Annotated in this window: 22 protein-coding genes and 1 riboswitch; of the genes, 17 read left to right on the top strand and 5 right to left on the bottom strand. The window is 60.1% G+C overall.

The window, feature by feature from the left end; translation table 11 throughout:
* Positions 1–43 precede the first annotated feature (43 nt).
* On the top strand, positions 44–856 hold the full coding sequence (locus tag PBDP_RS22750) for a sulfite exporter TauE/SafE family protein (RefSeq protein ID WP_116833289.1): 813 nt from the start codon (positions 44–46) through the stop codon (positions 854–856).
* A 126-nt stretch (positions 857–982) separates the two neighbouring features.
* Complete coding sequence (locus PBDP_RS22745) at positions 983–2,176, top strand: DUF3298 domain-containing protein (RefSeq protein WP_212801358.1); 1,194 nt, start codon at positions 983–985, stop codon at positions 2,174–2,176.
* Here PBDP_RS22745 and PBDP_RS22740 read toward each other — a convergent pair whose 3' ends face one another.
* From PBDP_RS22740 to PBDP_RS22725, 4 genes are all read right to left on the bottom strand, one after another.
* Positions 2,177–3,166, bottom strand: a complete 990-nt coding sequence (locus PBDP_RS22740) for a hypothetical protein (protein ID WP_212801357.1) — start codon at positions 3,164–3,166, stop codon at positions 2,177–2,179.
* A 302-nt stretch (positions 3,167–3,468) separates the two neighbouring features.
* Entirely contained in the window at positions 3,469–4,716 is a 1,248-nt protein-coding gene (locus tag PBDP_RS22735) for a ribonucleotide-diphosphate reductase subunit beta (protein WP_024776511.1), read from the bottom strand.
* Between the two features lie 490 nt (positions 4,717–5,206).
* Entirely contained in the window at positions 5,207–5,422 is a 216-nt protein-coding gene (locus PBDP_RS22730) for a hypothetical protein (RefSeq protein ID WP_109753903.1), read from the bottom strand.
* 31 nt (positions 5,423–5,453) lie between these two features.
* Positions 5,454–5,717: a DUF2790 domain-containing protein gene (locus PBDP_RS22725; RefSeq protein ID WP_053147209.1), complete on the bottom strand. Its 264-nt coding sequence runs from the start codon at positions 5,715–5,717 to the stop codon at positions 5,454–5,456.
* A 431-nt stretch (positions 5,718–6,148) separates the two neighbouring features.
* Between PBDP_RS22725 and acs the strand changes: the two genes are divergently transcribed.
* The 13 genes from acs to astE all read left to right on the top strand — a co-directional run bounded on the left by acs (position 6,149) and on the right by astE (position 21,239).
* Complete coding sequence (gene acs / locus PBDP_RS22720) at positions 6,149–8,104, top strand: acetate--CoA ligase (protein ID WP_109753904.1); 1,956 nt, start codon at positions 6,149–6,151, stop codon at positions 8,102–8,104.
* Between the two features lie 711 nt (positions 8,105–8,815).
* Positions 8,816–9,589 (top strand): L-arginine-binding protein AotJ, encoded by a 774-nt coding sequence (gene aotJ, locus PBDP_RS22715; RefSeq protein ID WP_109753905.1) that lies wholly within the window; start codon positions 8,816–8,818, stop codon positions 9,587–9,589.
* A gap of 90 nt (positions 9,590–9,679) precedes the next feature.
* Positions 9,680–10,369, top strand: coding sequence for an ABC transporter permease (locus PBDP_RS22710; RefSeq protein WP_109753906.1), 690 nt, complete (start codon positions 9,680–9,682; stop codon positions 10,367–10,369).
* Positions 10,366–11,064, top strand: a complete 699-nt coding sequence (locus PBDP_RS22705) for an ABC transporter permease (RefSeq protein WP_109753907.1) — start codon at positions 10,366–10,368, stop codon at positions 11,062–11,064. The genes PBDP_RS22710 and PBDP_RS22705 overlap by 4 nt, the downstream gene beginning before the upstream one ends.
* A 56-nt stretch (positions 11,065–11,120) precedes the next feature.
* Positions 11,121–11,885: an ABC transporter ATP-binding protein gene (locus tag PBDP_RS22700; RefSeq protein WP_109753908.1), complete on the top strand. Its 765-nt coding sequence runs from the start codon at positions 11,121–11,123 to the stop codon at positions 11,883–11,885.
* Positions 11,886–11,998: 113 nt separating this feature from the next.
* Positions 11,999–12,979, top strand: coding sequence for a GlxA family transcriptional regulator (locus PBDP_RS22695; RefSeq protein WP_109753909.1), 981 nt, complete (start codon positions 11,999–12,001; stop codon positions 12,977–12,979).
* 385 nt (positions 12,980–13,364) lie between these two features.
* A complete protein-coding gene (locus tag PBDP_RS22690) occupies positions 13,365–14,585 on the top strand; it encodes an aspartate aminotransferase family protein (protein ID WP_109753910.1) in 1,221 nt (406 codons plus the stop codon).
* A gap of 232 nt (positions 14,586–14,817) precedes the next feature.
* Complete coding sequence (gene aruF / locus PBDP_RS22685; protein ID WP_047228784.1) at positions 14,818–15,837, top strand: arginine/ornithine succinyltransferase subunit alpha; 1,020 nt, start codon at positions 14,818–14,820, stop codon at positions 15,835–15,837.
* A gap of 54 nt (positions 15,838–15,891) precedes the next feature.
* Positions 15,892–16,917, top strand: a complete 1,026-nt coding sequence (astA, locus tag PBDP_RS22680) for an arginine N-succinyltransferase (RefSeq protein ID WP_058543460.1) — start codon at positions 15,892–15,894, stop codon at positions 16,915–16,917.
* Positions 16,914–18,383 (top strand): succinylglutamate-semialdehyde dehydrogenase, encoded by a 1,470-nt coding sequence (astD, locus tag PBDP_RS22675; protein ID WP_212801356.1) that lies wholly within the window; start codon positions 16,914–16,916, stop codon positions 18,381–18,383. Before astA ends, astD begins: the two co-directional genes overlap by 4 nt.
* A gap of 132 nt (positions 18,384–18,515) precedes the next feature.
* Complete coding sequence (astB, locus tag PBDP_RS22670; protein ID WP_109753912.1) at positions 18,516–19,862, top strand: N-succinylarginine dihydrolase; 1,347 nt, start codon at positions 18,516–18,518, stop codon at positions 19,860–19,862.
* A gap of 69 nt (positions 19,863–19,931) precedes the next feature.
* Positions 19,932–20,219 (top strand): hypothetical protein, encoded by a 288-nt coding sequence (locus PBDP_RS22665; protein WP_003178862.1) that lies wholly within the window; start codon positions 19,932–19,934, stop codon positions 20,217–20,219.
* A gap of 12 nt (positions 20,220–20,231) precedes the next feature.
* On the top strand, positions 20,232–21,239 hold the full coding sequence (gene astE / locus PBDP_RS22660; protein ID WP_109753913.1) for a succinylglutamate desuccinylase: 1,008 nt from the start codon (positions 20,232–20,234) through the stop codon (positions 21,237–21,239).
* A gap of 136 nt (positions 21,240–21,375) precedes the next feature.
* Here the strand turns inward: astE and PBDP_RS22655 are convergent, their stop codons facing one another.
* The gene (locus PBDP_RS22655) at positions 21,376–21,885 is read right to left on the bottom strand and encodes a 6,7-dimethyl-8-ribityllumazine synthase (protein ID WP_109753914.1); all 510 of its coding nucleotides are present in this window, start codon (positions 21,883–21,885) and stop codon (positions 21,376–21,378) included.
* Between the two features lie 101 nt (positions 21,886–21,986).
* Positions 21,987–22,153, bottom strand: a riboswitch (FMN riboswitch).
* A 270-nt stretch (positions 22,154–22,423) separates the two neighbouring features.
* On the opposite strand from PBDP_RS22655, the gene ltaE reads away from it, so the two are divergent.
* Together ltaE and alaS are read left to right on the top strand one after the other, a co-directional pair.
* The gene (ltaE, locus tag PBDP_RS22650; protein ID WP_163857107.1) at positions 22,424–23,428 is read left to right on the top strand and encodes a low-specificity L-threonine aldolase; all 1,005 of its coding nucleotides are present in this window, start codon (positions 22,424–22,426) and stop codon (positions 23,426–23,428) included.
* Between the two features lie 146 nt (positions 23,429–23,574).
* Complete coding sequence (alaS, locus tag PBDP_RS22645) at positions 23,575–26,196, top strand: alanine--tRNA ligase (RefSeq protein WP_212801355.1); 2,622 nt, start codon at positions 23,575–23,577, stop codon at positions 26,194–26,196.
* Positions 26,197–26,215: the final 19 nt, after the last annotated feature.

The raw sequence follows: 26,215 nt of genomic DNA, 5'->3' as shown, positions 1-26,215 counted from the left end.
GCTTACCTATCGTGGGCGCCTCCCTTTTCATGGATTCGCCTCGATGTTCTATGTATTGCTCGCGTGCTTCGGTTGCCTGAGTGGCGTGACGGCGGTGCTGTTTGGTTTCGGTGGTGGCTTCGTCGTGGTGCCCTTGATGTATCGCATGCTTACAGCTAGCCACGGTGTTGACGACCCCATCGGCCAATCGGCGATGCACATTGCTGTGGCCACCTCCACCTGCGTGATGGTGGTCAACGGGCTGATCGCCACCGCAAAGCATCACCGCGCCGGTAACCTCCTTCGCCGCTACCTTTGGCCGTTGGCCGGCTATATCGGCCTGGGCGCAGTCGTTGGAGCCGTGGCAGCGATTTGGGCGAGCGGCGAAGTGATTCGCTATGGTTTCATCGTTTATCTGGGAATCACGATTCTGGACTGCCTGTTCAGACGCGGTTTTCTTACACACTCTGACGCTGTAGCCCCACGTCCATTGGGCAGGGCAGAAGTATGGGGAGGTGGAGTCGTCATCGGCGCCATTGCTACGTTTTTGGGCGTAGGAGGTAGCGTCATGACTGTGCCGTTGCTGCGTCGTCGTGGGCTGAGTATGTCCCAGGCAACATCTATGGCGAACCCATTGAGTTTGCCGGTCGCGGTGGCCGGAACGCTGACTTACATGGCCATGGCGGGGGTTACCAGGGATTTGGGGCCCTGGCTTGTCGGGTATCTGGATTTGCAGGCGTTCGCGGTTTTGACGATAGGATCGTTAGTGGGGATTCGCTTTGCTACACCTTGGATCGGGCGCATACCGGATCGACTTCACGCTTGGGTCTATCTCGGGTTGCTAGTGGTCGTGATGCTGGGCATATCGGTACAGTAACTCGCTACGCGGCGTTGTTTGAAATCCCATGATAAGGAGTGAAATATCGATTCCGGAGTTCAGATTCGCCATACTCCGCGCCACTCTTTTCCCAAGCGAGCACTCGCTTCTTTCCAGGAAGATTCCATGTTCAAAGGACTGTTACTCCTCGCATCCAGCGCCACGTGCCTGCTCGCGCTCTGTTCGACAGCCAGTGCCGAAGGAAGCAGCCGCGTCTTTACCGGAACCTTGGGCAAGATGCCGATTGTGCTGGGACTCAACACCGCTCAAGAGGACGAAGTCATCGGTCGCTATTTCTATGAGAAATACCATCGTGACTTGGGGTTGAGCGGTTCGCTGCAAGAAAAGACCCTGACGCTGGTCGAGGGCGGTACCCGTTACGACGACGGCCAATCACTGCCAACCCTGACGTTGCAAAAAACGGCCAACGGCTGGCAGGGTGAATGGAAAAGCCCCAAGGGCAAAGTTCTGCCCGTGCAGGTGACCGAAGCCAGGCTCCCGGCTCCTGGGGCCGATCTTCCCCCCGCTATCGCCGAGCTGCAAAAAAGTGACCCTTATGAGTATCTCCGTCTGCAAGGCTTGAAACTCAAACCGGGCAAGAAAGAATCTTTCATGGGCCATGACTTGCAATGGTGGACGGAGCCACAATCCGGTATTTCCATGTTCAGCGTCGAGTCCGGCTACTCGAAAGATGAGCTGCAGCGGGTCAATCGGCAATTGTTGGGGCGCCTCTGGACCGAAGTCATCAGCTACTACGGTTGTTTGTTGCAGGGGGCCGATAATGCCGAGTTCGACCAAGGCGTCGCGCCCAAATACCTATCGCCCGATGTGATCAGCCTGAACATTTCCACCAGCTATTACTGCGGCGGCGTCCACCCGGATTTTGGCAATTCGCCGCTCACGCTCGACGCGCACACCGGCCACACTCTGTCGCTGGAAGACGTGCTCTGGGTTGGCACAGACAAGCCACCGCTGCACGCCGGCCACGACGACGCGGGTGATGCCCCTTTGACCGATGAAGAGAGCAGGGTGCGATACACTTACCAACGCGAAGTATTCGCGCCATGGCTGATCAGGCAATTCACCACGCTGTACCCCGACGAGATGCTGAAACCAACGGATGAGGACAGCTGCGACTACACCGATGAGGGCGTCTGGGGCTATTCCAATTGGTACTTCACCGAAAAAGGTTTGTACCTGGGACCGTTCTTCGCCCGCGCGCAACGCGTCTGTGATGACCCAGGCTGGTCGGTGCTGCCGTATGCTGTCGTAAAACAACACCCCGGTGCGGTCAAACTTCAATTGCCCCAGGATGAGTGACTAGCCCTCAGCCAACCCCGGCGCTTCTCGAATAATGAAGTGATCCAGGTTCTCGATGTTGGCGCTGAACACCCCGAATGTCTGTTCGGGGTTTTTCTTGCTCGGCACCTGTTTCAACTCCGGCGTCACGCCATAAAAGAAGCAATACAACGGCGCATTACTGTCGACAGCATGCTTGATCTCTTCCAGAAACGCTTTGCGCTTGCGGTAGTTGTCGATCAGCTTCTTGCTCAGGTAAACGTTGACCGAGTAAGGCTTCTTCTTCGCCTCGTCCGGTTGCTTGAACCAGACCTTGGCTTCGAAGTCGATGCGAAAGCTCTGGGTGTAATCCTTGATCTCCTTGATCTTGCCCCAGTAAATCAATCCCTTGTTGTCCAGCAGGTAATCGATCTTCTTGAAGAACGAGGCATAGGGCGCCGTGTGCTCGCCAATCTTCAGCGGCATGCGCTTGAGCAGGTCCTTGTTATCGAAGTTCGAGACGAAACACTCCACTGGATGGGCGAAGACGCTGGTCTTGTCGGGTGTCGAATCATGGGCGGAACGAGTGTCATCACCGTGGGACGATAGATTGGGCGACGTAGGCTGATTCGCTTCGACGTCCTTCAACTGATTGAGCGGTTTACGCACGTACTGACGCCGAGTCAGCAACAGCTCCGACGGAAAATGTTCCTCACGGTCGTCATCCGATTCCGCTTCGCCACTCTCCGCACCCAACCCCGGCGTTTTCGGACTGACATAAGGGCAGCCCTCGATATGCTGGGTCGTTGGCTGATTCTTGAAATGCGGCGTGCGGATGTAATTGACGTTCTTGGCGTTGAATGTCGTTAGCCGATTGTCCTCATCAAACGCCGCCCGGCAGGCATCGTTGGGGCACTGAAAGCGCTCCTTGGCTGAATCGAAGGCCATGGTCTCGTCGAAATTCAGATCCCGAACGTCATAGATCGAAAGCTTGGCATCGAGGCTGAGGCAGTAGGCGGTGTCGAATTTCATCGGGGCTCGGGTCCGTGAGAGGAAGTGTATTAATACCGAAGGGCGCGGCGGGCTGCACCCCTTGTTTGAATCCACCACAAACCCTGTGGGAGCGAGCCTGCTCGCGATTCCCAATGACACAACACAACCATCAGCCTGGCCCCGACTGGTGGCGAGGGAGCTTGCTCCCGCTGGGCCCTGAGATAACCCACAAGTCACCCATATCGAATAATCTCGACCCAATAAAAAGCCCCGATCGGATCGGGGCTTTTATTTACGTTTCGACGCAGGTAACCATCGTCAAATCGTTATGAGCTCAGGTATCAATCCCAGCTCAAAGCCCCACCCGTCTGATACTCAATCACCCGAGTCTCAAAGAAGTTCTTCTCTTTCTTCAAGTCCATGATCTCGCTCATCCAAGGGAACGGGTTAGTCGTCCCTGGGTACTCTTCCTTCAGACCAATCTGCGACAGGCGACGGTTAGCGATGAACTTCAGATAGTCTTCCATCATCGCCGCGTTCATGCCCAGCACGCCGCGAGGCATGGTGTCGCGGGCGTATTCGATCTCCAGTTGAGTCCCTTGCAGGATCATCTGGGTCGCTTCTTCCTTCATCTCGGCATCCCACAAGTGCGGGTTTTCGATTTTGATCTGGTTGATCACGTCGATGCCGAAGTTCAGGTGCATGGATTCGTCGCGCAGGATGTATTGGAACTGCTCGGCGACGCCGGTCATTTTGTTGCGGCGGCCCATGGACAGGATCTGGGTGAAGCCGCAGTAGAAGAAGATGCCTTCCAGGACGCAGTAGTAGGCGATCAGGTTGCGCAGCAGTTCTTTGTCGGTTTCCGGGGTGCCGGTTTCGAACTTCGGATCGGAGATCGAACGGGTGTATTTCAGGCCCCAGGCGGCTTTTTTCGCGACCGATGGGATCTCGTGGTACATGTTGAAGATCTCGCCTTCATCCATGGCCAGCGATTCGATGCAGTACTGGTAGGCGTGGGTGTGGATCGCCTCTTCGAAAGCCTGGCGCAGGATGTACTGGCGGCATTCCGGGTTGGTGATCAGGCGGTACACGGCCAGGACCAGGTTGTTGGCAACCAGGGAGTCGGCGGTGGAGAAGAAGCCCAGGTTGCGCATCACGATGCGGCGCTCGTCGTCGGTCAGGCCTTCCGGGTTTTTCCAGAGGGCGATGTCGGCGGTCATGTTGACTTCTTGCGGCATCCAGTGGTTTGCGCAGCCGTCCAGGTACTTCTGCCAGGCCCAGTCGTATTTGAACGGCACGAGCTGGTTGAGGTCGGCGCGGCAGTTGATCATGCGTTTTTCATCGACGGCGACACGGGCGGAGGCGCCTTCGAGTTCAGCGAGGCCTTCGGCGACGTCGAGTTTGTCGAGGGCGGCCTTGGCGCGAATGATCGCGGCCGAGTCGCTGGCCGTCACGGCCCGGGCTTCGAGGGCGGCGGCACCGCCGGCGCTGTCGAGGCGGTCCATGTTGGCTTCAGAAGCGTGGCCGGCGTTGGCGCCTTTGACAGCGACTTCGCCGTCTTCTTTGTCGAATTCGTCCCAGCTCAGCATGACGTGTCGTCTCCTGCGTGAGGGCCAGATGCCCGATGAAGGCCTACTGGCCGCGGTGGATCTTGAAAAATCGTTTGTTGCAGCAGCTGACGCAGGCAATAAACAGAAAAATGTACGGGTCATTCTGAAGCGGCGGTGAACGCAAGGAGGTGAATTGGTCCTGGCGTGGGCTTCAGGCTGGCTTGATTCCCTGTAAGGGAATATTGCAGGCCCGTTTGAGGCGGCATTATAAGGACTTTTTTGCCTACGTGCTGCGGCGAAATGGCTCACAGAAGGGACAGCGAAGGGCATACCCGCTTGGGAGCGAGTGTTTACAAGGCTTTGGCCGCCGAAGATTTTTTTTGCATGGATCGGATGGCGGTTTTTTTTGATCAAAAAACGAGCGTTTTTTGCGGTTTTACACTACATGTTGTGTTTGTGGAGGGTTTTCGGCGGTTGCAGACACAACCAGGCCCGATCGAAATCGGGCCATGGAAAATGCCAGTAATGATCAATCGGTATGGGCGGAACCGGTGTGATCGCTGCCATCTGAGGCGACAGTGGTTGGTGTCGTGGTGGTGTAGTCGTCAGTCGCGATGATGGCGGAATCCGCCACGTCGTACCGACTGATCGCGGCGGCTGAACCGGTGCGATCGAACCCGTCGGCAGCGAAGGTGTTGGTGGCCAGTACGGATAGGGTCAAGGCGAGGATCAGTGGGGCTTTCATGGTGGTTGCTCCTGATTCGTTCAAAGATTGATCAGCCGTTGGAGCAACCGTTGCCCATGACGCTGTAGCGCAGGATGTGGCGCTGGCCCTTGGAGTCGTCGTATTCCATTTTCGCCGGGACCACTTCGCAGACATTGGGGATTTCGCTCATGGAGATGACTTTGGCGATGTCCAGGTGGGTGGAGTAGGTGTACTCCTCAATGGCCGGTTTTTGCTGTGCGACGTCGGTCGGGGCCTCGTCTGCCATCGCGGTGGCGCAAAGGCTGCCGAGGACCAGAACCCATAAAGCTTTCATCTAATTCACCTTTCTTGAGGTCGAGTGGGGTCACGCAACCTTTTTGGGGTTGCGTGTGGAGCAAGTTTTGGAAGTTGGATTAACGGCCTTCGTGGGGGCTGTGTTGCGTTAATCGTGTTTGCCGGTTGGCGAGATGGATTTTAGGGGGAGGGGGTGATCGCAAAAAGACCGGGTTTTGATAAACACTGTTGGTTGATCTGGTAATAATCGCTGCAGGTGGCGGGTGTTGTCTGTTGCATCTATGTTGGATTTGCCGCCGCCATCGCGAGCAGGCTCGCTCCCACACAGGAAAACCCCCGCAGGCAGAGCCTTGCACGTTAGTACCGACATTTTGTAGGGACTTGTTACTACCATCGTCGAATGGTTCTATAGGCCCGCCCCGGGCTACAACGGGACCATACAAAAACAACTATGTCTCCGAGGTAAGAAAGATGAGTGCGGCTTCTGTGTATCCCGTTCGCCCCGAGGTTGCGGCTAATACGCTGACTGACGAGGCGACCTACAAGGCTATGTACCAGCAGTCGGTCGTCAACCCGGACGGCTTCTGGCGTGAGCAGGCCAAGCGCCTCGATTGGATCAAGCCTTTCACCACGGTGAAGCAGACGTCCTTCGATGATCACCATGTCGACATCAAGTGGTTCGCCGACGGCACCTTGAACGTTTCCTACAACTGCCTCGACCGTCATCTGGCCGAGCGCGGTGATCAGGTTGCGATTATCTGGGAGGGCGATGACCCGTCCGAGAGCCGCAACATTACCTATCGCGAGCTGCATGAAGAAGTCTGCAAGTTCGCCAACGCTTTGCGTGGCCAGGACGTGCATCGCGGCGACGTGGTGACGATCTACATGCCGATGATCCCTGAAGCCGTGGTCGCCATGCTGGCCTGTGCCCGGATTGGTGCGATCCACTCGGTGGTGTTCGGCGGTTTCTCGCCTGAAGCGCTGGCCGGCCGGATCATCGACTGCAAATCCAAAGTAGTCATCACTGCCGACGAAGGTATTCGCGCCGGCAAGAAGATTCCACTCAAGGCCAACGTCGATGACGCATTGACCAACCCGGAAACCAGCAGCATCCAGAAAGTCATTGTGTGCAAGCGCACCGCTGGCAACATCAAGTGGAACCAGCACCGCGACATCTGGTACGAAGACCTGATGAAAGTGGCCGGCACCGTTTGCGCGCCGAAGGAAATGGGCGCTGAAGAAGCGCTGTTCATCCTCTACACCTCCGGTTCCACCGGCAAGCCCAAGGGGGTGCAGCACACCACGGCCGGCTATTTGCTGTACGCGGCGCTGACCCATGAGCGAGTGTTCGACTACAAGCCGGGCGAAGTCTACTGGTGCACCGCCGACGTCGGTTGGGTCACCGGCCACAGCTATATCGTCTACGGCCCGCTGGCCAATGGCGCGACCACGCTGCTGTTCGAAGGCGTGCCGAACTACCCGGATATCACTCGGGTGGCCAAGGTCGTCGACAAGCATAAGGTCAGCATCCTCTACACCGCGCCGACCGCCATCCGCGCGATGATGGCCTCGGGCACCGCCGCTGTCGAAGGCGCCGATGGCAGCAGCCTGCGCCTGTTGGGCTCAGTGGGCGAGCCGATCAATCCGGAAGCCTGGGACTGGTACTACAAGAATGTCGGCAAGGAACGTTGCCCGATCGTCGACACTTGGTGGCAGACCGAAACCGGTGGCGTGCTGATCAGCCCACTGCCGGGCGCCACGGCGTTGAAACCAGGCTCGGCCACGCGTCCGTTCTTCGGTGTGGTGCCGGCGCTGGTGGACAACCTCGGCAACCTGATCGAAGGCCCGGCCGAAGGCAACCTGGTCATCCTCGATTCGTGGCCAGGCCAGGCACGTACGCTGTACGGCGACCACGACCGTTTTGTCGACACCTACTTCAAGACCTTCAGCGGCATGTACTTTACCGGTGACGGTGCGCGTCGTGACGAGGATGGCTACTACTGGATCACCGGGCGGGTGGATGACGTGCTCAACGTGTCCGGCCACCGCATGGGGACGGCCGAGATCGAAAGCGCCATGGTCGCCCACCCGAAAGTCGCCGAAGCGGCGGTGGTGGGTGTGCCGCACGACATCAAGGGGCAGGGGATCTATGTCTACGTGACCCTCAATGCTGGCGAGGAAACCAGCGAAGCCCTGCGCCTGGAACTGAAGAACTGGGTGCGCAAGGAGATCGGTCCGATTGCTTCGCCGGACGTTATCCAGTGGGCCCCGGGGCTGCCGAAAACCCGTTCCGGCAAGATCATGCGCCGCATCCTGCGCAAGATCGCCACGGCGGAGTACGACGGCTTGGGTGATATTTCCACCCTGGCCGATCCGGGCGTGGTGGCGCATCTGATCGAGACGCACAAGACCATGAACGTGGCCTGACGGTCGCCAGTAACACCGAAAAGCCCCGCCCGGTATTTGCCGGGTGGGGCTTTTTTATGGTCGCTAGCGCTAGGAGGGCTTGAAGTGTGGTGCCTTTGTGGCGAGGGAGCTTGCTCCCGCTCGGCTGCGCAGCAGTCGTAAACCGGCCAACGCGGTATGACTGAACGACCGCGCTGCCTGGCTTTGGGGCTGCTTCGAAGCCCAGCGGGAGCAAGCTCCCTCGCCACGGGGTCGGAGGATGAATAAATATCGGCGTTTAAAGTAAGAGCTGTCTGAACGTTACCGGTGTTTCGAAATGTGTAACCAAAGGCGCCACAACGGGGCGATGTGAAACGTGAAGCCCCGTTACAGGGCGGTTCCAGGTGCCTCGGAAAATAAGCCGACACGCTGTGCTTGCCGGATTAGAAGGGTTTGCGAATAATGGGCCCGCTATTTGCAGCATAGATCGGTTTCCCTTCTTTTGCTCTTGCATGAATTTGCGAGGCTGTCAATGAGCTTGAGCCGCTTTCTCGGTGCTTCTGTAATTTGTTGTCGCATTGAAGAAATATCGGCTTCGGGCCTGTCGTTAGAATGCCGATCACTCGCTCGTCGTGGCTCGCGTTGAATAAAACGTGAGCTTCCTAGGACGCAGCACCAAAGTTCGTTCCACCATTCGCATATTGGGCTGTTGCTCACTCTGCCGTTTTCGCCCTTTACCGATGGAGTTCCAAGATGAAGAAACTTGTGCTGCTTGGCGCCCTGGCACTGTCCGTGCTGTCCCTGCCTACCTTCGCTGATGAGAAGCCCCTGAAGATTGGTATCGAAGCGGCTTACCCTCCGTTCGCCTCGAAAGCTCCGGATGGCAGTATCGTCGGTTTCGACTACGACATCGGCAACGCGCTGTGCGAAGAGATGAAGGTCAAGTGCGTGTGGGTCGAGCAAGAGTTCGACGGTCTGATCCCGGCGCTCAAGGTGCGCAAGATCGATGCGATCCTGTCGTCCATGTCGATTACTGAAGACCGCAAGAAGTCCGTTGATTTCACCAACAAGTACTACAACACCCCGGCCCGTCTGGTGATGAAGGCTGGCACCCAGGTCGGCGACAACCTGGCCGAGCTCAAGGGCAAGAACATTGGCGTACAGCGCGGTTCGATCCACGAGCGTTTCGCCCGTGAAGTCCTGGCCCCGCTGGGTGCCGAGATCAAGCCGTACGGTTCGCAGAACGAGATCTACCTGGATGTGGCTGCCGGCCGTCTCGACGGTACCGTGGCAGATGCCACGCTGTTGGATGACGGTTTCCTGAAAACCGACGCCGGCAAAGGCTTTGCGTTCGTCGGCCCGGCCTTCACCGATGAGAAATACTTCGGCGACGGTATTGGAATCGCGGTTCGCAAGGGCGATGCGCTGAAAGACAAGATCAATGGCGCGATCACCGCCATCCGCGAGAACGGCAAATACAAGCAAATCCAGGACAAGTACTTCGCTTTCGACATCTACGGCAAGTAACGACGTCCCGCCACTCGTGCGAAATGGCGCAAGCAACAGGATTTCTGCGGTTTGCGCCATTTTTTCATCCCACTTTCGAGGACCTGAATCATGTTGAAAGGCTACGGGGCTGTCATCCTCGATGGCGCATGGTTGACGCTTCAGCTCGCCTTGTCGTCCATGGCCCTGGCCATTGTCCTGGGGCTGATCGGGGTCGCATTGCGCCTCTCTCCGGTGCGCTGGCTGGCGTGGCTGGGCGACCTGTATGCCACGGTCATTCGCGGTATTCCTGACCTGGTGCTGATCCTGCTGATTTTCTACGGTGGTCAGGACTTGCTCAATCGCTTGGCGCCGATGCTCGGCTATGACGACTACATCGACCTGAACCCGCTGGCGGCCGGTATCGGCACCCTGGGCTTCATCTTCGGTGCCTACCTGTCGGAAACCTTTCGCGGTGCATTCATGGCGATCCCCAAGGGCCAGGCCGAGGCGGGCATGGCGTACGGCATGAACGGGTTCCAGGTGTTCTTCCGGGTGCTGGTGCCGCAGATGATTCGCCTGGCGATCCCGGGCTTCACCAACAACTGGTTGGTATTGACCAAGGCCACCGCGCTGATTTCCGTGGTGGGCCTGCAAGACATGATGTTCAAGGCCAAGCAGGCGGCGGATGCCACTCGCGAGCCTTTCACCTTCTTCCTCGCAGTGGCGGCGATGTACCTGGTGATTACCAGTGTCTCGTTGCTGGCATTGCGTCACCTCGAGAAGCGCTACTCGGTAGGCGTAAGGGCGGCTGATCTATGATCTTCGACTACAACGTCATCTATGAAGCCTTGCCGCTGTACTTCAGTGGCCTGCTGACCACCTTGAAGCTGTTGGCGCTGTCGCTGTTCTTCGGTCTGTTGGCGGCGCTGCCCCTGGGGCTGATGCGCGTCTCGAAGCAGCCGCTCGTCAACATGACGGCGTGGCTCTACACCTACGTGATTCGCGGCACGCCGATGCTGGTGCAGCTGTTCCTGATCTATTACGGGTTGGCGCAGTTCGCGATCGTGCGTGAAAGCTTCCTCTGGCCGTGGCTGTCCAGCGCGACCTTCTGTGCGTGCCTGGCCTTTGCCATCAACACCAGCGCCTACACCGCCGAAATCATCGCCGGCAGCCTGCGGGCCACGCCTAACGGTGAGATCGAAGCGGCCAAGGCCATGGGCATGTCGCGCTACAAGCTGTATCGCCGGATCCTGCTGCCGTCGGCCTTGCGTCGGGCGCTGCCGCAATACAGCAACGAAGTGATCATGATGTTGCAGACCACCAGCCTGGCGTCCATCGTGACCCTGATCGACATCACCGGTGCCGCGCGCACGGTGAATGCGCAGTACTACTTGCCGTTCGAGGCTTACATCACGGCCGGCGTTTTCTACCTGTGCCTGACCTTCATCCTGGTGCGCCTGTTCAAACTGGCCGAACGCCGCTGGCTGGGTTACCTGGCCCCGCGCAAGCACTGATAACGCATCGATCCGATCGACTGCTCAACGACTGACGTTTTGTGAGAACCGACCGCATGTACAAGCTTGAAGTCCAAGACCTGCATAAACGCTATGGCAGTCACGAAGTGCTCAAGGGCGTGTCCCTGAAAGCCGCCGCCGGCGATGTGATCAGCATCATCGGTTCCAGTGGTTCCGGCAAAAGTACCTTCCTGCGCTGTATCAACCTGCTTGAGCAACCCCACGCCGGCAAGATTCTGCTCAACAACGAAGAGCTGAAGCTGGTGGCCGGCAAGGACGGCGCCTTGAAGGCTGCGGACGCCAAGCAGTTGCAGCGCATGCGTTCGCGACTATCGATGGTGTTCCAGCATTTCAACCTGTGGTCCCACATGACCGCGCTGGAAAACATCATGGAAGCGCCGGTGCATGTGTTGGGCGTGGCCAAGGCCGAGGCTCGCGAAAAAGCTGAGTATTACCTGAACAAGGTTGGCGTGGCGCATCGCAAGGACGCTTATCCGGGCCATATGTCCGGCGGCGAACAGCAGCGCGTGGCGATTGCCCGTGCGCTGGCGGTGGAGCCAGAGGTGATGCTGTTCGACGAGCCGACCTCGGCCCTCGACCCGGAACTGGTGGGCGACGTGCTCAAAGTGATGCAGGCCCTGGCCCTGGAAGGCCGGACCATGGTGGTGGTGACCCACGAAATGGGTTTTGCCCGTGAAGTGTCGAACCAGTTGGTATTCCTGCACAAAGGTCTCGTCGAAGAAAGCGGCAACCCGCGCGAAGTGCTGGTCAATCCGCAATCGGAGCGCTTGCAACAATTTCTTTCGGGCAGCCTCAAGTAATCGCTCCCGTTACGCACCTGATTTGGGTCATGCTGCGCACCGCGCGCCAGATGGTCTAATTTGGTTGCAGCCGCTTTTGGCTTTAACACTGTTTTCGCTTCGGATTGCCCGCCATGACTGCCCATCGAATAGGTTTCCTGATTTGGCCCAGCACTAAAGCCTTGACGCTGGCGCTGGCCGAGGAGGCCTTGCGTGTCGCGCAGCGGGTGCATCCGGACGTGGTCTACGAATTGTCGTTCTTGCAGGCCGAGCCGCCGGTCGACGGCGCCTGGCAACTGCCGGGCGAGCCCTGGGCCGGCAAGCTCGAGGGTTTCCAGAAGCTGTTCCTGCTGGCCGATGAGCCGCCGACCGCGCTGGCCTCGCCCCTGAGCAGTGCCCTCAAGCAACTGGTGCGCGCCGGTTGTGTGATCGGTGGTTTGTCCGCGGGTGTCTATCCCTTGGCTCAGTTGGGTTTGCTCGACGGTTACCGTGCCGCCGTGCACTGGCGCTGGCAGGATGACTTCTCCGAGCGCTTCCCCAAGGTCATTGCCACCAGTCATCTGTTCGACTGGGACCGCGATCGTCTGAGCGCTTGCGGCGGCATGTCGGTGCTGGACCTGTTGCTGGCGGTGTTGGCTCGCGATCATGGCGCGGAACTGGCCGGCGCGGTGTCCGAAGAGTTGGTGGTCGAGCGCATCCGCGAGGGCGGCGAGCGCCAGCGCATCCCGCTACAGAATCGTCTCGGCTCCAGCCATCCGAAGCTCACCCAGGCCGTGTTGCTGATGGAAGCCAACATCGAAGAGCCGCTGACCACCGACGAAATCGCCCAGCATGTGTGCGTGTCCCGTCGACAACTGGAGCGGATCTTCAAGCAATACCTCAACCGCGTGCCAAGCCAGTACTACCTGGAGCTGCGCCTGAACAAGGCCCGGCAGATGCTGATGCAGACCAGCAAGTCCATCATCCAGATCGGCCTGTCCTGCGGGTTCTCTTCAGGGCCGCATTTCTCCAGCGCCTACCGCAACTTCTTCGGCGCCACGCCCCGGGAAGATCGGAACCAGCGGCGCAGCAGCAGCCCGTTCGAACTGTCGTCGGTGCCGTCCGAGCGGGGCTAGGGTTGACACAGCCGCCTTGTGGTGAGTGGGTCTGTGGGAGCAAGGCTTGCCCGCGATGCAGGCGCCACGTTTGTGCAGGCTAACCGAGTTATCGTTCATCGCGAGCAAGCTTTGCTCCCACAGATAAATCCCCTCGCCACAAGTGTTGTGCCTGGCAAGGGGGAAGCGTCTGAATCAAATCTCGAGGCGGGCGCCTCAAATCCGCTGCCAACGTTTAAACTGCGCCTTTGCGACGCTATTTGTCGCATTGCCGTAAACCCGCGAAAAACGTGGGTTGGCGCTATAAGAAGTTGTCGCTTGGCGGCAAGGCCGGGCTGAAAACTGTCCTTACAATCCTTACCAAGCCCGCCAGTTCCAGGCGGGTGTTCCTCATCAGGAGACTCCGATGTCCGTTGAGCAAGCCGCGGTACAACGCGCCGATTTCGACCAGGTTATGGTTCCCAACTATGCACCTGCTGCCTTCATACCTGTGCGTGGTGCCGGTTCCCGCGTATGGGATCAGTCCGGTCGCGAGTTGATCGACTTTGCTGGCGGTATCGCAGTCAACGTACTGGGCCATGCCCACCCGGCACTGGTCGGCGCACTGACCGAACAGGCCAACAAGCTGTGGCACGTGTCCAATGTCTTCACCAATGAGCCGGCCCTGCGCCTGGCCCATAAACTGGTCGACGCAACCTTTGCCGAGCGCGCGTTCTTCTGCAACTCCGGCGCCGAAGCCAACGAGGCCGCCTTCAAGCTGGCCCGTCGTGTCGCGTTCGATCGTTTCGGCAGCGAGAAGTACGAAATCATCGCCGCGCTCAACAGCTTCCACGGTCGGACCCTGTTTACCGTCAACGTCGGCGGACAGTCGAAGTACTCCGACGGTTTCGGTCCTAAAATTACTGGCATCACCCACGTTCCTTACAACGACCTGGCCGCTTTGAAAGCGGCTGTTTCGGACAAGACCTGCGCCGTGGTTCTGGAACCGATCCAGGGCGAGGGCGGTGTGCTGCCGGCTGAACTGGCTTATCTGCAAGGTGCTCGTGACCTGTGCGATGCGCACGACGCGCTGCTGGTCTTCGACGAAGTGCAGACCGGCATGGGCCGCACTGGCGAGCTGTTCGCCTACATGCACTACGGCGTGATCCCGGACATCCTCACCAGTGCCAAGAGCCTGGGCGGTGGTTTCCCGATCGCGGCGATGCTCACCACCGAAGCACTGGCCAAGCACTTGGTCGTCGGCACTCACGGCACGACGTATGGCGGCAACCCGCTGGCCTGCGCGGTAGCCGAAGCGGTGATCGATGTGGTCAATACCCCTGAAGTGCTCGCCGGCGTCAAGGCCAAGCACGACAAGTTCAAGACGCGCCTGGAGCAGATCGGCGCGAAATACGGCCTGTTCACCCAAGTGCGTGGCCTGGGCCTGTTGATCGGCTGCGTGTTGAACGATGCCTGGAAGGGCAAGGCCAAGGACATTTTCAACGCCGCCGAACAGGAAGGCCTGATGATCCTGCAAGCCGGCCCGGACGTGATTCGCTTCGCCCCGAGCCTGGTGGTGGAAGACGCCGATATCGATGCTGGTCTGGACCGTTTCGAGCGGGCTGCGGCGAAGCTGACGCAAGCCTGATTGTTTACAGACTGTACCGGCTCCAATGTGGAGCCGGGCTTTTGTGAGAGCAAAGCTTGCTCGCGACGGATCGCCTCGGCCTTGCAGGTAGAACTCATTGCCTGCATCGCGAGCAAGCTTTGCTCCCACAAACCTGCTCCCACTTTTGAGTCAATAGGGAGGCAGGTCCGGTATTTTTTCTCTTTGTCGACCCAACGGTCGAACCCTTTATTTCAAGTTAAGGAGTGACACCATGCTGGTGATGCGCCCCGCGCAAATGGCTGATCTGGGCGAGGTACAGCGTCTGGCTGCGGACAGTCCGATCGGTGTCACTTCCTTGCCGGATGACGTGGAACGCCTGAGCGACAAGATCGCCGCAAGCGAAGCCTCGTTTGCCGCCGAAGTCAGCTTCAACGGCGAAGAGAGCTATTTCTTTGTGCTTGAAGACACCGCGACCGGCAAGCTGGCGGGCTGTTCGGCTATCGTTGCTTCGGCCGGTTATTCCGAACCGTTCTACAGCTTTCGCAACGAGACCTTCGTCCACGCCTCCCGTGAGCTGAAGATCCACAACAAGATCCACGTGCTCTCCCAGTGCCACGACCTGACCGGTAACAGCCTGCTGACCAGCTTCTATGTGGTGCCGGAGTTGGTCGGTTCGCCATGGTCGGAACTCAACTCCCGCGGGCGCCTGCTGTTCGTCGCCAGTCATCCGGAACGGTTTGCCGATTCGGTGGTGACCGAGATCGTCGGCTACAGCGATGAGAATGGCGACTCGCCGTTCTGGGACGCCATCGGTCGCAACTTCTTCGACCTGAACTATGCCGCCGCCGAGCGTTTGTGCGGGCTGAAAAGCCGCACCTTCCTCGCCGAGCTGATGCCCCATTACCCGATCTACGTGCCGCTGTTGCCGGACGCGGCCCAGGAAGCCATGGGCCAGGTCCATCCGCGGGCGCAGATCACCTTCGACATCCTGATGCGCGAGGGTTTCGAAACCGATCACTACATCGACATCTTCGACGGTGGCCCGACCCTGCATGCCCGTGTCTCGGGGATCCGCTCGATTGCCCAGAGCCGCGTGGTGCCGGTCAAGCTCGGTGAGCCGGTCAAGGGGGCGGGCCGGCAATACCTGGTGGCCAACGCCCAGTTGCAGGATTACCGCGCCGTATTACTGGAGCTCGACTACGCGCCGGGCAAGCCGGTGACCCTGGACATGGAAGCGGCCGAAGCCCTGGGCGTTGGCGAGGGTGCCAGCGTGCGCCTGGTAGCGGTTTAACGCCTTACGGCTGAGTTTCGCGGGTGGCGTGAGCGACCCGTTTGAGGAGATAGCATGATCGTTCGTCCCGTACGCAGCAGCGATTTACCCGCTCTGATCGCCCTGGCCCGCAGCACTGGCACCGGCCTGACCACCTTGCCGGCCAATGAAGAACGCCTGGCCCATCGGGTCGGCTGGGCCGAGAAGACCTTTCGCGGCGAAGCCGGGCGCGGTGACGCGGACTACCTGTTCGTGCTCGAAGACGATGACGGTCGCGTGGTCGGTATTTCCGCCATCGCCGGTGCCGTGGGGCTGCGTGAGCCCTGGTACAACTTCAGGGTAGGCCTGACGGTCAGCGCGTCCCAGGAATTGAACATCTATCGGGAAATCCCGACCCTGTTCCTGGCCAACGACCTGACTGGCAATTCCGAGCTGTGCTCGTTGTTCCTCCATGCCGATTTCCGCAGTGGCCTCAATGGTCGGATGCTGGCCAAGGCGCGGCTGCTGTTCATTGCTGAGTTCCCACAACTGTTCGGCAACAAGATCATCGCCGAGATGCGTGGCATGTCCGACGACAACGGTCGTTCGCCGTTCTGGGAAAGCCTGGGCCGGCACTTCTTCAAGATGGAATTCAGCCAGGCCGATTACCTGACCGGCGTGGGCAACAAGGCGTTCATCGCCGAGCTGATGCCCAAGTTCCCGCTGTACACCTGTTTCTTGTCCGAAGATGCCCGGGCCGTGATCGGCCAGGTTCACCCTGACACCGAGCCTGCGCTGTCGATGCTCAAGAGCGAAGGTTTCAGTTACCAGGGGTACGTCGACATCTTCGACGCCGGCCCAGCGGTGGAGTGTGAAACCGGCAAGATCCGCGCGATTCGCGACAGCCAGGCGCTGGTCCTGGCCATCGGCACGCCGGGCGATGACGCCACGCCGTTCCTCATCCATAACCGCAAGCGCGAAGACTGCCGCATCACCGCCGCACCGGCGCGCTTGGCCGCTGGTACGCTGGTGGTCGATCCGCTGACCGCCAAACGTCTTCAACTCAACGCCGGCGATCAGGTGCGTGCCGTCGCGTTGTCTGCTGCCCGGGAGTCGAAATGATGAAGTCGCTGTATATCGCAGGAAGCTGGCTGGAAGGTCAGGGCGACCTCTTTGAGTCGTTGAACCCGGTGACTCAACAGGTGTTGTGGTCGGGCAACGGCGCCACGGCGGCTCAAGTGGAGTCGGCGGTGCAGGCCGCGCGCCAGGCGTTCCCGGACTGGGCACGACGTACTTTGGACGAGCGCATCCAGGTGCTGGAAGCCTTTGCCGCGAGCCTGAAAAAACACGCTGACGAACTGGCCCATTGCATCGGTGAAGAAACTGGCAAACCGTTGTGGGAAGCGGCGACCGAAGTGACCAGCATGGTCAACAAAGTCGCCATTTCGGTGCAAAGCTACCGTGAGCGGACTGGCGAGAAGAGCGGCCCGCTGGGCGACGCCACCGCCGTGTTGCGCCACAAGCCTCACGGCGTGGTAGCGGTGTTCGGCCCCTACAACTTCCCCGGCCATTTGCCCAACGGCCACATCGTGCCAGCCCTGCTGGCCGGCAACAGCGTATTGTTCAAGCCGAGCGAGCTGACGCCGAAAGTCGCCGAGCTGACGGTCAAGTGCTGGGTCGAGGCCGGGCTGCCGGCGGGCGTGCTGAACCTGCTGCAAGGCGCCCGGGAAACCGGCATCGCCCTGGCGGCCAATCCGGGCATCGATGGGCTGTTTTTCACCGGCTCCAGCCGTACCGGCAATCTGTTGCACCAACAATTTTCCGGGCGCCCGGACAAGATCCTCGCGCTGGAAATGGGCGGTAACAATCCACTGGTGGTGGATGAGGTGGCGGACGTCGATGCGGCGGTCTACACCATTATCCAGTCCGCTTTCATTTCCGCCGGGCAGCGTTGCACCTGTGCGCGCCGCCTGCTGGTGCCGGAAGGCGCCTGGGGCGATGCCTTGCTGGCGCGCCTGGTGGCGGTCAGCTCGACCATCGAAGTGGGGGCCTTTGACCAGCAGCCAGCGCCGTTCATGGGCTCGGTGATTTCCCTGGGCGCGGCGAAGGCGCTGATGGATGCGCAAAACCATTTGCTGGGCAAGGGCGCCGTGCCCCTGTTGAGCATGACCCAGCCGCAGGCCCAGGCTGCATTGCTGACGCCGGGTATCCTGGACGTGACGGCAGTGGCCGAGCGACCTGATGAAGAACTGTTCGGGCCGTTGTTGCAAGTGATCCGCTACAAGGATTTCGCCGCGGCAATCACCGAGGCCAACAATACGCAATATGGCTTGGCCGCCGGCTTGCTGTCCGATTCCCAGGAGCGTTACCAGCAGTTCTGGCTGCAAAGCCGTGCCGGTATCGTCAACTGGAACAAACAGCTGACGGGTGCGGCCAGTAGCGCACCGTTCGGCGGTGTCGGCGCTTCGGGCAACCATCGCGCCAGTGCTTACTACGCAGCCGATTATTGCGCCTACCCGGTGGCGTCCCTGGAAACCCCGAGCCTTGCCATGCCGGCTGCCCTGACCCCCGGCGTGAGAATGGTGTAAACCCCGATCGCGAGCAGGCTCGCTCCCACAAGGACAGTGCAAGACCCTGTGGGAGCGAGCCTGCTCGCGATAGCCGCGACGCGGTTGTGACTTGATGCCTATAAAAAAACAGATTCTCGTGGAGCCTCGCTGATGAAATCCTATGAAGTCAACTTTGACGGTCTAGTGGGGCCGACCCATAACTACGGCGGGCTCTCGTACGGCAACGTCGCGTCCCAGAGCAACAGCCAGCAGTCCTCCAACCCCAAGGAAGCGGCGTTGCAGGGCCTGGCGAAAATGAAAGCGCTGATGGACATGGGTTTCCAGCAAGGTGTGCTGGCGCCGCAGGAGCGCCCGGACGTGGCGGCCTTGCGCCGCTTGGGCTTTGCCGGCAGCGATGCCCAGGTCATCCAGCAGGCCGCGAAAGAAGCGATGCCGCTGCTGGTTGCCAGTTGCTCGGCCTCCAGCATGTGGGTGGCCAACGCCGCCACGGTCAGCCCGAGCGCCGACACCGCTGACGGTCGTGTGCATTTCACCGCCGCCAACTTGAACTGCAAGTACCACCGCAGCATCGAACACCCGACCACCAGTCGCGTGCTGGGGGCGATGTTTGCCAATCAGCAGCACTTCGCCCATCACGCCGCGTTGCCGGCGGTGGCGCAGTTCGGTGACGAAGGCGCGGCCAACCACACCCGTTTCTGCCGCGCCTACGGCGAGGCCGGTGTCGAATTCTTCGTGTTCGGTCGCAGTGCCTTTGATACCCGCTATCCCGCGCCGCAGAAATACCCGGCGCGCCAGACCCTGGAAGCTTCCCAGGCCGTTGCCCGCCTGCACGGGCTGAGGGAGGAGGGCGTGGTGTACGCCCAACAGAATCCATCGGTGATCGACCAGGGTGTATTCCACAACGACGTGATCGCGGTGGGCAATGGCGAAGTTCTGTTCTATCACGAGGACGCGTTTCTCGAGACCGACAAGATGCTGGCCGAATTGAGCAGCAAACTCGCCAAGGTCGGTGGGAAATTTCAGTCGGTGTGTGTACCGCGTTCAGCGGTGACGGTCGATGACGCCGTGCGTTCCTACCTGTTCAATAGCCAGCTGCTGTCGCGTCCCGACGGTTCGATGCTGTTGATCGTGCCGGAAGAATGCCGCAGCAACGAACGCGTCTGGCAGTATCTGCAAGGCCTGACGGGCACTGGCGGGGTGATTCGCGAGGTGAAAGTCTTCGATCTCAAGCAAAGCATGCAGAACGGCGGCGGCCCAGCCTGCCTGCGGTTGCGCGTGGCCCTCAATGAAACCGAGCTGGCAGCCGTCAACCCAGGGGTTATCATGACCGCGCCGTTGTACGATTCGCTGACCCAATGGGTCGAGCGGCACTACCGCGACCGCATGACCGAAAACGACCTGGCAGACCCGCAGTTGCTGCTCGAATGCCGTGCGGCGCTGGATGAACTGACACAAATCCTTAAACTTGGCGCGGTTTATCCTTTCCAGATCAATTGAAAGCGCGCGTGACCTGACTACAGTCAAAGCAGGGCGCGTTGCCTTATCCCCAGACGAGAACGTAAAGACATGAGCGATACCCTGCAGCTGATCCTTGAAGACACCGACGGCACCCAACTGGAAACCTCCTGCACCCGCGTCGCGGTAATGTGGCAAGGCAAGGAGTTGTGGATCCAGCAGGACGGTCGCGGCCAGTTGCTGATCGGCGTGGACGTCGAGGAAGGGGACGAGGAATACGCCAACCTGTTGTTGCGTCCATTGGCGACCAACCTGGTCAGCCTGCAACTGGAAATGGAACCGGCGGACGTCGGCGACGATGACCATGTCCATGGCCCGGATTGCGGCCACGACCATTAAGGAAACCGCGCTATGCTCGCCCTCGGCAAACTGCTTGAACTGACCCTCGCCGGCCGTGAACCGGCGGAGAAGACTCAACTGACTGTCGAAGGCGTACGGATGCGCTGGTTGAGCGAGGGCGCGCTGGAGGTCAAGCCGCCCGAAGCCCGGGATAACGGCCTGGACCTGCTGCTGTCGGCCGGTATCCACGGCAACGAAACCGCGCCGATCGAATTGCTCGACCGCTTGCTGCATGACATTGCTCGTGGCGACCTGAAGCCACGGGCACGCATTCTGTTCCTGTTCGGCAACCCCGAGGCCATCCGGCGCGGTGAGCGCTTTGTCGAACAAGACGTCAACCGATTGTTCAATGGTCGCCATGAGCTGAGCGGTGGACCTGAAGCGCTACGGGCTTGTGAACTGGAGCGGCTGGCTGCGAGTTTCTTCAGTCGGCCAGAACGCAGTCGCCTGCACTACGACCTGCATACGGCCATTCGCGGTTCGAAGATCGAGCAGTTCGCCTTGTACCCGTGGAAGGACGGTCGCCAGCACTCACGCCGTGAATTGGCTCGCCTGCGTGCCGCGGGCATGGAGGCGGTGTTGCTGCAGAACAAGCCGTCCATCGTGTTCAGTGCCTACACCTACGATCAGCTCGGCGCCGAGTCTTTTACCCTGGAACTGGGCAAGGCCCGGCCATTCGGGCAAAACGACGGCGTCAACGTCAGCCTGTTGGAAACCCGCCTGCAACAGATCATCGAGGGCAACGAGCCGGAGCTGGATGAAGGGCTCGATGGCTTGCAGCTGTTCAGCGTGGCCCGGGAAATCATCAAGCACAGCGACAGTTTCCGCCTGAACCTACCGGCGGACATCGAGAACTTTTCGGAACTGGGCAAAGGCTATGTGCTAGCCGAGGACATCGCCCAGACGCGCTGGGTGATCGAAGAAGAGGGCGCGCGGATCATCTTCCCCAACCCCAAGGTCAAGAATGGCTTGCGGGCGGGAATCCTGATTGTGCCGGCGACAGATGAAAACCTGGCTTGACTCAGTTTCAAACTGACCCAAGACCCCTGTGGGAGCGAGCCTGCTCGCGATAGCGGTATATCAGCCGACATCTATAGCGACTGACACTCCGTCATCGCGAGCAGGCTCGCTCCCACATTTGGATCTGCGTCCAGCCTTAGACCGCTACCGCCCGCTGTTCACTGCGCCGCAACACCCGGGTCTTGTGCAACGTATCGGCACAGGTCTTTGCTGCTTCCTGGCCCTTGTGCACGAAATGCTCGAAGAAGAATTTCTGATGCTCTTCCCCAGCATGGAAGTGATGCGGCGTAAGCACGACCGAGAATACCGGCACTTCGGTTTCCAGCTGGACCTGCATCAGGCCGCTGATCACCGATTGGGCGACGAACTCGTGGCGGTAGATGCCGCCATCCACCACCAGGCCGGCGGCGACGATGCCGGCGTAACGGCCTGACTTGGCCAGCAGCTTGGCGTGCAGCGGGATCTCGAAGGCGCCGCCGACTTCGAAGAAGTCGATATCGCTTTCCTGATAACCCTGGTTGATCATTTCAGCGACGAAGCCTTTACGGCTCTGGTCGACGATTTCCTTGTGCCAGCAGGCCTGGATGAACGCGACGCGCTCACCTGGATGACTTTTGCTTTTGCTATCGATTGCAGTGGGTTGCATGTTCTGGTTCCTGTTTGTGTGAAAAACAGGGCGTCATGAATCGAAGGGGATTCGAGGGTACGCCGCGTACAAGACAGTCGCAGTCGGCCCTTGGGTGCCAATCCCGTTCTCTCTTCATCCGGACTATGACCGTCGGCCCCGGAATCACACCGGGTCTGCTGACCTTGTCGCTACACCGTAAAACCGTGTATCGCCAAGCGCTCGCGGGCTATGCACGTTGCGTGCAATTACCGCCGGTGGGGAATTGCACCCCGCCCTGAGAACGTTTTGCCGCCATGGTTTGTGGCAGCGGAGGATTTTTAACACATAACCCCCTGTGGGAGCGAGCCGTGGGAGCAAAGCTTGCTCGCGATGGCGTCGGGTCAGGCAGTATTGATATCGACTGACCCACCGCTATCGCGAGCAAGCTTTGCTCCCACGGCTCGCACACAAGGAGGTTGTTGCCCTTTCCGTCGACCAGACTTGATTATTCCTCGCCATGCCCGCAGTAATTGCCCTTCGAAAGGGAATTCCCCCACCAGCAACCGAGGCCAGATTCATGAGTGTTATCGATCTTCGCAGCGACACGGTCACCCAACCTACCGCCGGCATGCTCGATGCCATGGCCAGTGCGCCGACCGGCGACGATGTGTATGGCGAAGACCCGACCGTCAATCGCCTCGAAGCCGAACTGGCCGCGCGCCTGGGGTTCGCCGCCGCGCTGTTCGTGCCTACGGGCACCATGAGCAACCTGTTGGGGTTGATGGCCCACTGCGAACGTGGCGATGAATACATCGTCGGCCAGCAGGCCCACACCTATAAGTACGAAGGGGGTGGTGCGGCGGTACTCGGTTCGATCCAGCCTCAACCCCTCGAGGTACAAGCGGACGGCTCCCTGGACCTGGCGCAAGTCGCCGCGGCGATCAAGCCTGATGACTTCCACTTTGCCCGCACCCGTCTGTTGGCCCTGGAAAACACCATGCAGGGCAAGGTCCTGCCGCTGGAATACCTGGCCCGGGCCCGGCAGTTCACCCGGGAGCATGGCCTGGCCCTGCACCTGGACGGCGCGCGGCTGTACAACGCGGCGGTCAAGTTGAATGTCGATGCCCGGCAGATCACGCAGTACTTCGATTCAGTATCGGTGTGCCTGTCCAAAGGCCTCGGCGCGCCAGTGGGCTCGGTCCTGTGCGGCAGCGTCGAGTTGATCGGCAAGGCGCGCCGTCTGCGTAAAATGGTGGGCGGCGGTATGCGCCAGGCCGGGATTCTCGCGGCGGCGGGGCTGTATGCCCTGGAGCATCAGGTCCAGCGCCTGGCCGATGACCACGCCAATGCCCAGCGGCTCGCCGAGGGCTTGCGTGCGGCGGGTTACCAGGTCGAGCCGGTGCAGACCAACATGGTCTACGTGCAAATGGGCGAGCGGGCCGAGGCGATCAAGGCATTTGCCGATGAACGGGGCGTCAAGCTCAGCGCGGCACCACGCTTGCGAATGGTGACGCACATGGACGTGAGCGCGGCGCAAATCGACCAGGTGGTCGCCACTTTCGTCGAATTTTCCCGCCACTGACCCGTCAACCGGGCCAATTGACAGTTTCTATCGCATAAACACGCTGTACCCCACGCGCAGGGCCGATATAATGCGGCCCTTTGCCGTTGCTTCGTCTGTTGACGTTTTGCACAGGCCTTTGGCCGCAGCCTCCGTGGAAGAACCTAATGAAAAGCGCAGAAATCCGTGAAGCCTTCCTTCGCTTCTTCGAAGAGCAAGGCCACACCCGAGTAGCCTCCAGCTCTTTGATTCCGGGCAACGACCCGACCCTGCTGTTCACCAACGCGGGGATGAACCAGTTCAAGGACTGCTTCCTGGGCCAGGAAAAACGTGCCTATACCCGTGCGGTAAGCAGCCAGAAATGCGTGCGTGCCGGCGGCAAGCACAACGACCTGGAAAACGTCGGCTATACCGCACGTCACCACACTTTCTTCGAAATGCTGGGTAACTTCAGCTTCGGTGACTATTTCAAGCGCGACGCCATCACCTTCGCCTGGACCTTCCTGACCTCCGACAAGTGGCTGAACCTGCCCAAGGAGAAGCTCTGGGTAACGGTCTACGCCACCGACGACGAAGCCTATGACATCTGGACCAAAGAGGTCGGTGTCCCGGCTGAGCGCATGGTGCGCATTGGCGATAACAAGGGCGCGCCGTACGCCTCCGACAACTTCTGGACCATGGGCGACACCGGCCCATGCGGCCCTTGCACGGAGATTTTCTACGATCACGGCGCCGACATCTGGGGCGGCCCGCCCGGCTCGCCGGAAGAAGATGGCGACCGCTACATCGAGATCTGGAACAACGTGTTCATGCAGTTCAACCGCACCGCCGATGGCGTGTTGCATCCGCTGCCAGCGCCGTCGGTCGACACCGGCATGGGCCTGGAGCGGATCAGTGCGGTGTTGCAGCACGTTCATTCCAACTATGAAATCGACCTGTTCCAGAGCCTGCTGAGCGCGTCGGCCAAGGCCATCGGTTGCACCAACGACAACCAGGCTTCGCTGAAAGTGGTGGCCGACCACATCCGTTCCTGCGGTTTCCTGATTGCCGACGGTGTTCTGCCGTCCAACGAAGGTCGCGGCTATGTGCTGCGCCGGATCATCCGTCGCGCCTGCCGTCACGGCAACAAACTGGGCGCCAAGGGCAGCTTCTTCTATCAGATCGTTGCGGCACTGGCGGCCGAGATGGGCGACGCCTTCCCCGAGCTCAAGTCCCAGCAGGCGCACATCGAGCGCGTACTCAAGGCTGAAGAAGAACAATTCGCCAAGACCCTGGAGCAAGGCCTGAAGATCCTCGAGCAGGACCTGGCCGAACTCAAGGGCAACGTGGTTCCGGGCGATGTGGTGTTCAAGCTGTACGACACCTACGGTTTCCCGATGGACCTGACCGGTGACATCGCCCGCGAACGCAACCTGACCCTCGACGAGGAAGGCTTCGAACGCGAGATGGAAGCCCAGCGGGTCCGCGCGCGTTCCGCCAGCTCTTTCGGCATGGACTACAACAGCCTGGTCAAGGTTGACGTGGCCACCGAGTTCACCGGTTATGCCGGTACCACCGGCTCGGCCAAGATCGTTGCCATCTATAAGGACGGGCAGTCGGTCGATATCCTGAGCGAAGGCCAGGAAGGCGTGATCGTGCTGGACAAGACCCCGTTCTACGCCGAGTCCGGCGGCCAGATCGGCGACAGCGGTTACTTGCAGGCCGGTAACTCGCGTTTCGACGTGCGTGACACCACCAAGACCGGCGGCGCGTTCCTGCACCACGGCGTGCTGGCTTCCGGCAGCCTGATGATCGCGGCGCCGGTGGCCGCTCATGTCGATGCCGACGTTCGTCATGCCACGTCGCTGAACCACTCCGCCACGCACTTGCTGCACGCAGCGTTGCGCCAGGTGCTGGGCGAGCATGTCCAGCAGAAGGGTTCGTTGGTGGACAGTCAGCGCCTGCGCTTTGACTTCAGCCATTTCGAGGCCATCAAGCCTGAGCAACTCAAGGCGCTGGAAGACATCGTCAACGCCGAGATTCGCAAGAACTCTCCGGTGGAAACCGAAGAAACCGACATCGAGACCGCCAAGCGCAAGGGCGCCATGGCATTGTTCGGCGAGAAGTACGGCGACAGCGTGCGTGTGCTGAGCATGGGCGACTTCTCGGTCGAGCTGTGCGGCGGCATCCACGCCAACCGGACCGGCGACATCGGCCTGATGAAAATCATCAGCGAAGGTGGCGTGGCCTCCGGCGTGCGCCGGATCGAGGCGGTTACCGGCGCTGCGGCCCTGGCGTACCTCAACGCGGCCGAAGAACAACTCAAGGAAGCGGCAACCCTGATCAAGGGCAGTCGTGACAACCTGATCGACAAGCTGTCGGCCGTGCTGGAGCGCAACCGCTTGCTGGAAAAGCAACTCGAGCAGTTGCAGGCCAAGGCTGCCAGCGCCGCGGGCGACGATCTGTCGGCCCAGGCCGTGGACGTCAAGGGCGTGAAAGTACTGGCCGTGCGTCTGGATGGCCAGGATGGCAAGGCGCTGTTGGCGCTGGTCGATCAGCTGAAAAACAAACTCGGCCGCGCAGTGATCCTGCTCGGCAGTGTCCATGAGGAAAAGGTCGTTCTCGTCGCAGGCGTGACCAAAGACCTGACTGGCCAACTCAAAGCCGGTGATTTGATGAAGCAAGCCGCTGCGGCAGTGGGCGGCAAGGGCGGCGGTCGCCCGGACATGGCGCAAGGCGGTGGTACCGACGTCGGCGCACTGGACGCGGCACTGGCCCAGACCGTTGCATTCGTAGAGCAGGGTATTTAAGGCAGCGCTGCGGGCTCGT

The sequence above is a fragment of the Pseudomonas sp. St290 genome, assembly GCF_018325805.1.
In the GTDB taxonomy this organism is placed as follows: Bacteria; Pseudomonadota; Gammaproteobacteria; order Pseudomonadales; family Pseudomonadaceae; genus Aquipseudomonas; species Aquipseudomonas bijieensis.
Note: the sequence above shows the minus strand (reverse complement) of the source record. Positions and strands in the feature narration are given on the sequence as shown.

What these genes read in the sequence shown, in the direction of transcription:
- PBDP_RS22750 (WP_116833289.1), top strand. Translation starts at nt 44, where the DNA reads ATGTTCTATGTATTGCTCGCGTGCTTCGGTTGCCTGAGTGGCGTGACG.
- PBDP_RS22745 (WP_212801358.1), top strand. Translation starts at nt 983, where the DNA reads ATGTTCAAAGGACTGTTACTCCTCGCATCCAGCGCCACGTGCCTGCTC.
- PBDP_RS22740 (WP_212801357.1), bottom strand. Translation starts at nt 3,166, where the DNA reads ATGAAATTCGACACCGCCTACTGCCTCAGCCTCGATGCCAAGCTTTCG.
- PBDP_RS22735 (WP_024776511.1), bottom strand. Translation starts at nt 4,716, where the DNA reads ATGCTGAGCTGGGACGAATTCGACAAAGAAGACGGCGAAGTCGCTGTC.
- PBDP_RS22730 (WP_109753903.1), bottom strand. Translation starts at nt 5,422, where the DNA reads ATGAAAGCCCCACTGATCCTCGCCTTGACCCTATCCGTACTGGCCACC.
- PBDP_RS22725 (WP_053147209.1), bottom strand. Translation starts at nt 5,717, where the DNA reads ATGAAAGCTTTATGGGTTCTGGTCCTCGGCAGCCTTTGCGCCACCGCG.
- acs (WP_109753904.1), top strand. Translation starts at nt 6,149, where the DNA reads ATGAGTGCGGCTTCTGTGTATCCCGTTCGCCCCGAGGTTGCGGCTAAT.
- aotJ (WP_109753905.1), top strand. Translation starts at nt 8,816, where the DNA reads ATGAAGAAACTTGTGCTGCTTGGCGCCCTGGCACTGTCCGTGCTGTCC.
- PBDP_RS22710 (WP_109753906.1), top strand. Translation starts at nt 9,680, where the DNA reads ATGTTGAAAGGCTACGGGGCTGTCATCCTCGATGGCGCATGGTTGACG.
- PBDP_RS22705 (WP_109753907.1), top strand. Translation starts at nt 10,366, where the DNA reads ATGATCTTCGACTACAACGTCATCTATGAAGCCTTGCCGCTGTACTTC.
- PBDP_RS22700 (WP_109753908.1), top strand. Translation starts at nt 11,121, where the DNA reads ATGTACAAGCTTGAAGTCCAAGACCTGCATAAACGCTATGGCAGTCAC.
- PBDP_RS22695 (WP_109753909.1), top strand. Translation starts at nt 11,999, where the DNA reads ATGACTGCCCATCGAATAGGTTTCCTGATTTGGCCCAGCACTAAAGCC.
- PBDP_RS22690 (WP_109753910.1), top strand. Translation starts at nt 13,365, where the DNA reads ATGTCCGTTGAGCAAGCCGCGGTACAACGCGCCGATTTCGACCAGGTT.
- aruF (WP_047228784.1), top strand. Translation starts at nt 14,818, where the DNA reads ATGCTGGTGATGCGCCCCGCGCAAATGGCTGATCTGGGCGAGGTACAG.
- astA (WP_058543460.1), top strand. Translation starts at nt 15,892, where the DNA reads ATGATCGTTCGTCCCGTACGCAGCAGCGATTTACCCGCTCTGATCGCC.
- astD (WP_212801356.1), top strand. Translation starts at nt 16,914, where the DNA reads ATGATGAAGTCGCTGTATATCGCAGGAAGCTGGCTGGAAGGTCAGGGC.
- astB (WP_109753912.1), top strand. Translation starts at nt 18,516, where the DNA reads ATGAAATCCTATGAAGTCAACTTTGACGGTCTAGTGGGGCCGACCCAT.
- PBDP_RS22665 (WP_003178862.1), top strand. Translation starts at nt 19,932, where the DNA reads ATGAGCGATACCCTGCAGCTGATCCTTGAAGACACCGACGGCACCCAA.
- astE (WP_109753913.1), top strand. Translation starts at nt 20,232, where the DNA reads ATGCTCGCCCTCGGCAAACTGCTTGAACTGACCCTCGCCGGCCGTGAA.
- PBDP_RS22655 (WP_109753914.1), bottom strand. Translation starts at nt 21,885, where the DNA reads ATGCAACCCACTGCAATCGATAGCAAAAGCAAAAGTCATCCAGGTGAG.
- ltaE (WP_163857107.1), top strand. Translation starts at nt 22,424, where the DNA reads ATGAGTGTTATCGATCTTCGCAGCGACACGGTCACCCAACCTACCGCC.
- alaS (WP_212801355.1), top strand. Translation starts at nt 23,575, where the DNA reads ATGAAAAGCGCAGAAATCCGTGAAGCCTTCCTTCGCTTCTTCGAAGAG.